At 72.0% G+C, this 10,626-nt stretch carries 9 protein-coding genes; 3 read left to right on the forward strand and 6 right to left on the reverse strand.

Features of this window, described 5'->3' with window-relative positions:
- The 5 genes from M8J74_RS42245 to M8J74_RS42265 all read right to left on the reverse strand — a co-directional run.
- Window positions 1-518, reverse strand: a 518-nt coding sequence (locus M8J74_RS42245) for a carbohydrate ABC transporter permease (protein WP_372500433.1), incomplete at its 3' end; no start/stop codon positions are given.
- The gene (locus M8J74_RS42250) at window positions 515-1,876 is read right to left on the reverse strand and encodes a carbohydrate ABC transporter permease (protein WP_249841476.1); all 1,362 of its coding nucleotides are present in this window, start codon (window positions 1,874-1,876) and stop codon (window positions 515-517) included. The genes M8J74_RS42250 and M8J74_RS42245, both read right to left, overlap by 4 nt.
- A 6-nt stretch (window positions 1,877-1,882) precedes the next feature.
- Window positions 1,883-3,211 (reverse strand): ABC transporter substrate-binding protein, encoded by a 1,329-nt coding sequence (locus M8J74_RS42255; RefSeq protein WP_249841477.1) that lies wholly within the window; start codon window positions 3,209-3,211, stop codon window positions 1,883-1,885.
- Between the two features lie 39 nt (window positions 3,212-3,250).
- Complete coding sequence (locus tag M8J74_RS42260) at window positions 3,251-4,882, reverse strand: glycoside hydrolase family 13 protein (RefSeq protein WP_249841478.1); 1,632 nt, start codon at window positions 4,880-4,882, stop codon at window positions 3,251-3,253.
- A gap of 146 nt (window positions 4,883-5,028) precedes the next feature.
- Window positions 5,029-6,300, reverse strand: a complete 1,272-nt coding sequence (locus M8J74_RS42265) for an ABC transporter substrate-binding protein (RefSeq protein WP_249841479.1) — start codon at window positions 6,298-6,300, stop codon at window positions 5,029-5,031.
- Between the two features lie 122 nt (window positions 6,301-6,422).
- Here M8J74_RS42265 and M8J74_RS42270 point away from each other — a divergent pair, with 122 nt between their 5' ends.
- The 3 genes from M8J74_RS42270 to M8J74_RS42280 are packed head-to-tail and all read left to right on the forward strand — an operon-like array spanning window position 6,423 to window position 10,048.
- Entirely contained in the window at window positions 6,423-6,938 is a 516-nt protein-coding gene (locus M8J74_RS42270; protein WP_058926010.1) for a PadR family transcriptional regulator, read from the forward strand.
- Complete coding sequence (locus M8J74_RS42275; RefSeq protein ID WP_249841480.1) at window positions 6,935-7,687, forward strand: ABC transporter ATP-binding protein; 753 nt, start codon at window positions 6,935-6,937, stop codon at window positions 7,685-7,687. The genes M8J74_RS42270 and M8J74_RS42275 overlap by 4 nt, the downstream gene beginning before the upstream one ends.
- Window positions 7,688-7,726: 39 nt before the next feature.
- Window positions 7,727-10,048: an ABC transporter permease gene (locus tag M8J74_RS42280; protein ID WP_249841481.1), complete on the forward strand. Its 2,322-nt coding sequence runs from the start codon at window positions 7,727-7,729 to the stop codon at window positions 10,046-10,048.
- 81 nt (window positions 10,049-10,129) lie between these two features.
- Here the strand turns inward: M8J74_RS42280 and M8J74_RS42285 are convergent.
- Window positions 10,130-10,626 (reverse strand): phosphoglucose isomerase-related protein (locus M8J74_RS42285; RefSeq protein WP_505016721.1); only part of this gene is annotated, 497 nt, incomplete at its 5' end.

Raw genomic sequence — 10,626 nt, forward strand, 5'->3', positions numbered from 1 at the left:
ATCTCCTTCGGCATCTCGGCGAAGTAGTTGCGCAGCAGGAACACCGCGAACGGCAGTCCGTACGCCACGTGGAAGAGCACCACGCCGGGGATCGTGCCGAACAGCCCCAGTTCGCCGAAGAGTTTGGCGACCGGCAGCAAACCGATCTGGACCGGCACCACCAGCAGGGCGACGACGACCAGGAAGACGGCCTCGCGTCCGGGGAAGTCCAGCCAGGCGAAGGCGTATCCGGCGAGCGCCGCGAGGACGACGACGAGGACGGTGGCCGGGACCGAGATCAGCACGGTGTTCCAGAACGCCTGCGTGATGCCCGCGTTCCTCAGCAGCGCCGAGTAGTTGTCGAAGGACAGCCGGCCGGGACTGGTGAACGCCGTCCACCAGCCGCTGCTCGCCGAGTCCTCGGACGACCGCAGCGAGGACATGAACAGCCCCGCGAGCGGTGTCAGCCACACCAGGCCGACCAGGACGAGGAAGGCCTGCACCAGAGAGCTGGACAGACCGCGTCGCACCGCGTTCATCGCTGACTCCTTCGGAAACGACGGACGTTGAGGACCATGGCGGGGACGACCAGGAGCAGGAGCAGGACGCCCAGCGCGCTGCCCAGGCCCTGGTTGTTGCCGCCGCCGAAGGACACCAGCCACATCTGCGTGGCGAGCACGTTCGCGTCCTCCGCCACGTCACCGGGCGCGATGATGTAGACGAGGTCGAAGACCTTCATCACGTTGATCAGCAGCGTCACGAACACCACGGTGAGGACGGGGGCGAGGAGCGGGACGGTGATGCGGCGGAAGATCTGCCACTCGTTGGCCCCGTCCATCCGCGCCGCCTCCAGCGCGTCCCGGGGAAGGGCGGACAGCCCCGCCCCGATCAGCACCATCGCGAATCCCGTCCAGATCCACACGTACGCCCCGATGATCGCCGGCGTCACGAGCGCCGGCCCGAGCCAGGAGACGCCCTGGTAGGGCGGGGCGAAGTTCGAGGCCGGCAGCTTCACCGTGTACGAGCCCGAGGTGAGGCCGGTGAAGCGGAAGGAGCCGTCGGCCGCGGTGGTCGTCGCGGCGGCGGTGCTCCCGTCGTCGCGCACCGCCTCGACCTTCATCTCCGGCAGCCCGCTCTCCCGCTTGTCGACCGTCCCCGGCCGGCCTCCTCCGCCGGGCGTGAAGTCCAGGTAGACGACGCCGCGCAGTTCGTCGGCGGCCGCCGTGCGGTGGGCCGCCGGGTAGGCGGGCCGGGCGCCGGCCGGCAGGTCCTTGGGCGCGACGCCGACCAGCCCGAGGCCGACCGAGTCGCCGGGCTTCGCGGTCGCGCTCGTGCGGTACGAGCCGTCCTTGCCCGCCGTCAGCCCCTGGTTCGGGCGGACCCGGGCGGTCGGGTAGTGCGACGTGCCCGCGAAGGTGTCGTGCACGCCGACCACGGCGGCGTTCAGGACGCCCTTGTCCGGGTCCTGGTCGTAGGCGAGGCGGAAGATGATGCCGGCGGCCAGGAAGGACACCGCCATCGGCATGAACAGCAGCAGCTTGAAGGCCGTGGCCCAGCGCACCTTCTCCACCAGCACGGCGAGGATCAGGCCGAGGCCGGTCAGCAGCGCCGGGGCGACCACGACCCAGATGGCCGTGTTACGGACGGCCTTGAGGGTGGCCGGGTCGCGGAACATCTCGGCGTAGTTGTCGCCGCCCACGAAGCGGGTGCCGGAGGCGTCGAAGAAGCTGCGGCCGATGGAGAAGAGCACCGGGTAGACGACCAGCGCGCCGAGCAGGAGCAGCGCCGGGAAGACGAAGAGCAGGGCGACGATCCGGGCCCGCCGCCGGGAGCGCCGGGCGCGCTCGACCAGGCCGGCGGCGGGCGGGCTCGTCTCTTTCACCAGGGTCGCGGTCATGGCGCGTCAGCCCTGGTACGCCTTGGCGGCCGCGGTCTCCAGGCGGGCCGCGGTGCCCTTCGGGTCGGACGGGTCGCGCAGGAAGTCCTGCAGCAGCTTCCACTCGCCCGCGCCCTTGGTGCCGCCGAAGGCCGCCGGCGCCTGGTCGGACATGTCGAAGCGGACCGTGTCCCCGGCCGCGACGAGGGACTTGGCGGTGGCGCGGGTGACGTCGTCGCCGTACTGGGCGAGGTCGAGCTTCTTGTTCGGGGACAGGAAGCCGCCCGCCTTCGCCCACACGGCCGCGGCCTCCGGGGTGGCCAGGTACTCCAGGAGCTTCATGCCGGCCTTGGCGTTCTTGCCGTCCTTGAGTACGACGGCCGCGTCACCGCCGCTGACGACGGGCGCCTTGCCGCCGTCGACCGCGGGGAAGGGGAAGAAGTTCGCGTCGGTGCCGATGGTCTTGCCGAACTGGTCGTGCGCGACCCCGGCGACGAAGTCGCCCTCGTAGACCATGCCCGCCTCGGGCTTCGGTCCGAACACCTTCTCCACCGAGCCGGGGAAGTCGGTGTTCAGGGCCTCCTTCTGGCCGCCGGCCACCAGCTGCCTGTCCTTGAACAGCTTGCCGAGCGTGCCCAGCGCCTTCACCACGCTCGCGTCCGTCCACTTCAGCTTGTGGGCGGCCAGGGCGTCGTACTTCTCGGGACCGGCCTGGGAGAGGTAGATGTTCTCGAACCAGTCGGTGAGGGTCCAGCCGTCCTGGCCGGCGACCGAGAACGCGGCGAGCCCGGAGTCGGAGACGGTGCGGCCGGCCTTCAGCATCTCGTCGTACGTCTTCGGCGGCTTGACGCCGGCCTGGTTCAGGGCGTCGGGGCTGTACCAGACGGTCGACTTGTGGGCGGCCTTGAAGTAGAGGCCGTACAGGCGGCCGTCGACGCTGCCGTACTTCTTCCAGACGGGGGCGTAGCCGGCGTCCACGGCCTTCTCGGTGGTGGACGAGAGGGGGGTGAGCCAGCCCTTCTTGGCAAACTGCTGCAACACGCCGACCTGCGGGACCATCACGACGTCGGGGGCGTTGCCGCCCTCGATCTTGCTGCCGACGACGGTGGAGACGTTGTCGCCGGTGGAGATGAACTGCGTCTTGGCGCCGGTCTTCGCGCTGAACGCGTCGAGGACCTTCTGGAAGTTCTTCTGCTCGCTGCCGGTCCACACGCCGGCCACGGTGACGGTCTGGCCGCCGAGGGCCTTGTCGCCGCCGCCCGCGGAGACCGGGCCGCCGCCTCCGCAGGCGGTCGCGCCCAGGGCGAGGGCGAGGGCGGTGCAGCCGGTGAGCAGGGTCGTACGTCGTCGCATCATCGTTGATGTCCCTTTCAGGGGTGGGTAACTGACGAGCAGTCAGGTTTGAGAGGCCGCGGTGCGGAGGTCGGCGAGCCACCAGGCGGCCGTGGAGCCGGGCAGGACGCCGGCCGGGCAGGGGCCGCTGGACAGCAGCGGGGTGCCGGAGATCGGCGCGGGGGTTGGCGCCGTACCGAAGTTGACGGCGCAGACCAGGCCGTCGCCGCGCTCGAAGGCGAGGACGCCGGGCGGGGTGTCCAGCCAGCGCAGCGTGCCCTCGCCCAACTGGGGCAGGGAGGAACGCAGTTGCAGGCCGTCGCGGTACAGGTGCCAGAAAGAGCGGGTGTCGGCGAGGGCGCGGTCGGTGGCGTACTCGGCGAAGTAGGAGGGCTGTGGCAGCCAGGGGCGGGCGGTCTCGGCGCCGGAGGTGAAGCCGAAGGGCGAGGCCTGTCCGGACCACGGCAGCGGGACGCGGCAGCCGTCGCGGATGCGGGCCCGGCTGCCGGTGCGCCGGAAGATCGGGTCGGTGAGCACGTCGTCGGGCAGGTCGACGACCTCGGGCAGGCCAAGTTCCTCGCCCTGGTAGATGTACGCGGCTCCGGGCAGCGCGAGCATCAGCAGCGCGGCGGCGCGGGCGCGGGCGGCGCCGAGGCCGCTGCCCTCGGTGGCGGGCTCTCCGTAGCGGGTGACGGTGCGGACCTGGTCGTGGTTGTTGAGCACCCAGGTGACCGTGGAGCCGGTGCCGGCGATGTCCTGCATCGCCTCGGAGATGACCTTGCGGAAGGCGCCCGGGTCCCAGGGGGCGCTGAGCAGGTCGAAGAAGAAGGCCTGGTGCAGCTCGTCGGGCCGGACGTAGAGGGCGTGTTCGCGGGCCGTCGGCACCGAGACCTCGCCGACCAGCAGCCGCTCACGGCCGTCCCGGTCGGTGTACTCCTCGCACACGGCCCGCCAGTGCCGCCACACCTCGTGCACCTCGGGCTGGTTCCAGGCGAGCGGGTTGACCGAGTCGCGGGTGCGGGCGTCGGCCTCGGGGTCGTCGGAGTCGGGCAGGGCGGGGTGCTTGAACAGGCCCGCGGCCACGTCGATGCGGAAGCCGTCGACGCCCCGGTCCAGCCAGAAGCGCAGCACCCGGTCGAACTCGGCGCCGACCTCGGGGTTGCGCCAGTTCCAGTCGGGCTGCTCGGAGGCGAACATGTGCAGGTGCCACTGGCCGTCGCCGACCCTGGTCCACGCGGGGCCGCCGAACATGGAGTGCCAGTTGTTGGGCGGCTCGGCACCCTCGGGGCCGCGGCCGTCGGCGAAGTGGAAGCGGGCGCGGGCCGCGCTGCCGGGCTCGGCCGCCAGCGCCTCGCGGAACCACGGGTGCTCGCTGGAGCAGTGGTTGGGCACGATGTCGAGCAGCACCCTGACGCCGAGCCGCCGGGCGTCGGCCATCAGCAGGTCGAACTCGGCGAGGTCGCCGAAGAGCGGGTCGACGTCGCAGTAGTCGGCCACGTCGTAGCCGTGGTCGTGCTGCGGGGACGGGTAGAAGGGGCTCAGCCAGATCCCGTCGACGCCCAGCTTCTTCAGGTACGGCAGCCCCGCCCTGACCCCGGCGAGATCGCCGACGCCGTCGCCGGTGCTGTCCAGGAAGCTGCGGACGTACACCTGATAGATCACCGCGTCACGCCACCAGCGGTACTTACTCAACATGCATGCATGTTATGTAGGCGCGTCGCACGGGTGTCAACGATGAGAACAGAAGCTACTGCCGAGTTGGCCCGTGAAATGCCGACCAAACAGGACAAAGAGAAGGGAGATGAGATATGCGCGTTACCTAACAGGTAACTATCGATCGCCTATCGGCCGGGGATCGCGGCCAGTTCCCGCGCGAGCCGGCGCACCGCCGCCGCGGGGGTCTCGTGCCCCGTCAGCGCGTCCTGCACGACCGCCTGCACGACCAGGCTGACCTGGTCGTAGCGGGGGCTCTTGGGGCGCGGCATGGCCGACAGCACGCTCTTGCGCAGGGTGGGGAGGTAGGGGAAGCGCCGGATCAGCTCGGGATCCTCGTACAGTGCGGCCCGCACGGGCGGCAGGGCGCCGCGGGTGAGGACCTGGCGCTGCACGGGCTCGCTCGTGAGATAGGCGATCAGGCGCGCTGCCGAGTCGGGGTGCCGGGCGTGGGTGTTGACGGCCAGGTTGGAGCCGCCGAGGACGCTCGTGCCGGGGCCGTCCGGACCGGGCAGCGGGACGGCGCCGATCTTCCCGGCGACCGGGGAGCCCTTGGCCGAGGCGAGGACGTAGGCGTAGGGCCAGTTGCGCAGGAAGAGCAGCCGGCCGCTCTCGAAGGCCTGCTTGGACTCCTCCTCCTTGTACGTCAGCGCCGCCTTCGGGATCCAGCCCTCGCGGACCCCGCGCGCGAGGAAGCCGATCCCCTCCCGGGCCGCCGCGGAGTTCACAGTGACCTTCGCGCCCTCGTCACCGAGTATCGAGCCGTGGGCCGAGTAGACGGCCTCGGCCGCGTTCACCGTCAGGCCCTCGTACGGCAGGAACTGGCCCGCGTAGCCGTCGAGCCCGTACTTGGGCGCGATGGTCTTCGCGTCGTGCTCCAGCTCGGCCCAGGTGCGCGGGGGCGGGACACCCTCCTTGGCGAGGATGTCCTTGCGGTAGAGGAGCAGACCGGCGTTGGTGACGTACGGGACGGCGTACAGGCGGCCGTCGTAGGTCGCCGTGCTCTTGACGGGCTTGAGGAAGGCGCCGAGCGGGAAGCGCTCGCGCGGCAGCGGACGGATCCAGCCCGCGGCGGCGAACTCCGGGGTCCAGTTGACGTCGATGTTGAGGACGTCGAAGCGGCTGCGGTCGCCGCCGCGCAGGTCGGTGACCATCTGCGCGTGGGTCTCGTCGGCGGAGTCGGGGAGCTCGACGAGCCGCACCCGCTCGCCGGGGTGGGTGCGGTTCCAGCCCTCGAGCAGGGGGCGGAGATAGCCGGTGAGATCGCCCGCGGTGGCCAGGATCAGCGGTCCGCGGCCGTCGGCCGGAGCCGCGTCGTGCCGGGTGCCCGCGGCGACGTACCCGGCCATGACCACGACGAGAACGAGGAGGCCCCTACCCGCGGCACGCATCCACCGCATAGGTTCCTCCTTGCACACCCGGCGCCGGGCGTCTTCGCCCGGAGTCAGAGGCCATGTATACCTGTTAGGTATGGGCGATACTAGGGCCTGGAGCACATTGACCCGACAGGAGGACTGCACACGTGCGCCTGCCCCTCCTGGCTCTCCTGGCGCGCGGCCCGGCCCACGGCTACGAGCTCAAGCAGCACCTTGAGCAGACGCTGGGCTCCGCGTACCCTCAGCCGAACGTCGGCCAGATCTACGTAACCCTCGGCCGTCTCGAGAAGCAAGGCCTGATCGAGGGCGAGGACGTCGAGCAGTCGAGCCGACCCAACAAAAAGGTCTACCACCTCACCGAAGCCGGGCGGCAGGCGCTGCGCGTCTGGTTCGAGGATCCCGAGGACGAGCCGCGGGTGCGGGACGAGTTCTTCATGAAGCTGGCGCTCGCCCCGCAGACCGGACTCGCCGACCGGATCGCGCTGATCAACAAACAGCGGCGCCAGTATCTGAACACCATGCGGCAGCTGTCGAAACTGGCGGCCGCGGAAGACCGGGACAACCGCGTCGCCCATCTGCTGATCGAGGGGGCGATGCTGCACCTGCAGGCCGACCTCGACTGGCTGGAGCGGTGCCAGGAAGAGCTGGAGGAGCTGGAGTGAACGACGGTCCCGCTCCCGTGCTGCGCGCCGAGGGCCTGGTCAAGACGCATTACGGCGAGGGCGCCCCGGCGCACGCGGTGCGCGGGGTCGACCTGTGCGTACGCCCCGGGGAGTTCCTGGCCGTCACCGGCCCGTCCGGGGCCGGGAAGTCGACCCTGCTGCATCTGCTGGGCGGCCTGCAACGGCCCGACGGCGGCCGCATCTGGCTGGACGGCAAGAGCGCGGACGCCTGGAGCGAGGCGCGCTGGGCGGTGGAGCGCCGCAAGCGGATCGGCATCGTCTTCCAGTTCTTCAACCTGGTCTCGAACCTGTCCGTCGCCGACAACGTGGAGCTGCCCGCCCTGCTCGCCGGGGTGACGCCGAAGCGGGCGCGCGCCGAGCGGGAGGAACTGCTGGCCGAGCTGGGCCTGGACGGCAAGGAGCGGAGCCTGCCGGGCGAGCTGTCCGGCGGTGAGCAGCAGCGGGTCGCGCTGGCCCGCGCCCTGGTCAACCACCCTCCCCTGCTGCTCGCCGACGAGCCCGCCGGCAGCCTCGACAGCAAGGGCACCCGCGAGGTGATGCGGCTGCTGTCCCGCTTCCACGGACGCGGCCAGACGATCGTGCTGGTCACCCATGACGCGCGGCTGGCGAGCGCCGCGGACCGGGTGATCTCCTTCTTCGACGGCCGCATAGCCGACGACGCCGAACTGGACGCCGCCCCGAAGTCCCGCAAGGGCGGCATATCCGGGGTACTGGAGCTCAGGGACTGAGATGCGGATGTACGACGCTCCCCGGAGGCACTGATCCGCATGCGAGCCACCCTGCGCTGGGCCCACTCCGATCTGCGCACGCACCGCGGCGAGGCACTGTTCCTGGTGCTGGCCACCGCCGGGATCGTGCTGTCGCTGCTGCTGGCCACCGCCCTGTTCGGCTACGCCACCAACCCCTGGCAGCGGGTCTTCGCCGAGTCGCGCGGCGCCCACGTCTGGATCCACACCAGCCAGTCCGCCGAGGTGGGGCGGCTCACGGGACTGGACGGCGTCGACTCCGTAGCCGGCCCCTACGCCACCGCCTCCGCCACCCTCGCCTCCCGCGGCACCCGGGCCGCCGTCGAACTGCGCGCCACCCCCGACCGCCCCACCGTCGGCCGGCCCCTGATCACCTCCGGCCGCTGGCTGAACTCCCGCACCCCGGACGGTGTGGTCCTGGAGAGCAGCCTGGCCCGCGCCCTGCTCGCCGAACCGGGCGACACGCTCACCCTGCCGGGCACGGGGCACACGGTGACCGTCCTGGGCGTGGCCGACGCGGCCGAGCCCCGATATCACGCGGGCGAGCGGCCGGGCCTGGTCTGGGCACTGCCGTCCGCCGTGCCCCACCCGACCGGCCGGGTCATCGGCCTGCGCCTGACCGACCCCGCCGACACCGACTACGTCGTCCAGCGCGCCGTCACCGTCCTCGGCGCCGGAGCGGTGGGCGAGGTCTCCACCTGGCAGCAGGCACGGTTCGAGGCCCAGGGCGACTACCGGCTGCTGGGCCAGGTGCTGGGCCTGTTCGGGCTGGGCGCGCTGATCGCCGCCGGTCTCGCGGTGCACGGCGCGATCGCCACCCGTATCCGCGGCCACCTCAGGGACATCTCGGTCCTGAAGGCGATCGGCTTCACCCCGGGCCAGGTCGTACGGATCTTCCTCTCGCAGCACCTCGCCTACGCCCTCCTCGGCGCCGTGTCCGCCGCGGCGCTGACGGAGACCCTGGGCAGCAGCTTCCCGGGGCGTCTCGGAGACGCGGTCGCCGTCCGGCAGGGGCTGCCCGGGTACACGGCGGCGCTGTTCGCCGTCCCGGTGGGCGCGGTGCTGTTCATCGGCGCGACGACGGGCCTGGCGGCCTGGCGCGCGGGGCGGGTGCCGCCGGTGCCGGGGGTACGGCCCGTCGGCGCCCGGGGAGAGCGGGTGCCGGGCGGCCGTGCCGCGTCGCTGCCGGGCGGGCAGCTCTCCGCGCTCTCCCGGCGCGCGCTCGCCACCCGGCTCTCGCCCGCGCTGGTGCTGGGCTGGCACACGGTCGTCGGCCGCCGTCTGCGGTCGGTGACCACCGTGGCCCGGCTCGCGCTGCCCCTGCTGCTGATCGTCGTCGCGATGTCCGCCTGGACCACCATCGACCGCTTCCACAGCAGCCCGGAGCGGATCGGTCTGCCGGCCGCCCTCACCGTCCACGCGAACGACGGCCTGAGCGAACGCGGCACCCGCGCCCTCCTGGACCGTGACCCGCAGGTCGCCGCCGCCTACCCGGGCCTGGAGGTGGCCGCCCTGGTCCCCGGCCAGACCGCCACCATCGCCCTGCGCGGCCTGGGCACCCGTGAAGACCCCTACCCGTACGCCCTCGCCGAGGGCCGCCCCGCGCGCGGGGACGACGAGGCGGTGGCCGGGCAGGGCCTGCTCGACCTGCTGAACCTGCGGATCGGCGACTGGGTCCGCCTGACCGTCGGCGACCAGCCGCAGATCCTGCACATCGTCGGCCGCAGCATCGAACCGGAGAACGCCGGCCGGGTCGTCTCCACCTCCCTCGACACCCTCCGCCAGAACGACCCCCGGCTGACCCCGACCCTCTACCAGGTACGGCTGCGCCCCGGCGCCGACCCGGCCGCGGTGGCCGCCCGCCTGGCCGCCGCCGGGCACGGACGGCTGGACGTGCACGCCGTCACCAACCCGGCCGACGGGCTCTCGCCGCTGCGCGGAGTCGTGGCCGGGCTGATCGCCGTCCTCGCCCTGATCGGCCTGATCGAACTGCTCACCGCCATCGGCGGCACCGTCCGCGAGGGCGAACGCGATCTGCTCGCCCTGAAGGCCATCGGCCTCTCCCCCCGGCAGATCACCGCGATCACCGTCACCGCCACCGGCTGCACGACCCTGGCCGCCGCCCTCGCCGGCACCGCCCTGGGCACCCCCCTCGCGCACTGGCTGATCAACGCCCAGGGCAGGTCCAGCGGCATCGGCTCGGGGATCGCCCAGGCTCCGTCGCCGCTGCTGCTGGTGCTTCTGGGGGCGGCGGCGGTACTGGGCGCGACGGGACTCGCCGCACTTCCGGCGGCCCGGGCGGCACGGCGGCGCCTGGCGGACACGTTGAGCGCGGTGGCCTGAGCACGGTGGGCTGAGCGCTGGCCTGATCGCTGTCGCCTGAGCGGGGCGGTCACGCACCGCCCCGCTCAGGCACCGAGGTCGTCAGCCGCGTCCGCGCAGCTCACGGTACTTGGCCACCAGCGCCTTGCTGGAGGGGTCCAGACCGGGTACGTCCGCGCCCTCCGTGAGCGCGGGCTCGACGCGCTTGGCCAGCACCTTGCCCAGCTCCACACCCCACTGGTCGAAGGAGTCGATGTTCCACACGGCGCCCTGGACGAACACCTTGTGCTCGTAGAGGGAGATGAGCTGCCCCAGTACGGACGGCGTCAGCTCGCGCGCGAGGATCGTGGTCGTCGGGTGGTTGCCCTTGAACGTCTTGTGGGCCACCAGCTCCTCCGGCACGCCCTCCGCCCGCACCTCGTCGGGCGTCTTGCCGAAGGCCAGCGCCTGCGTCTGCGCGAAGAAGTTGGCCATGAGCAGGTCGTGCTGCGCCTTCAGCCCGTCGCTCAGCTCCGCGACCGGCTCGGCGAACCCGATGAAGTCCGCGGGGATCAGCTTCGTGCCCTGGTGGATCAGCTGGTAGTAGGCGTGCTGGCCGT

It is taken from the genome of Streptomyces panaciradicis (assembly GCF_023516615.1).
In the GTDB taxonomy this organism is placed as follows: domain Bacteria; phylum Actinomycetota; class Actinomycetes; order Streptomycetales; family Streptomycetaceae; genus Streptomyces; species Streptomyces panaciradicis.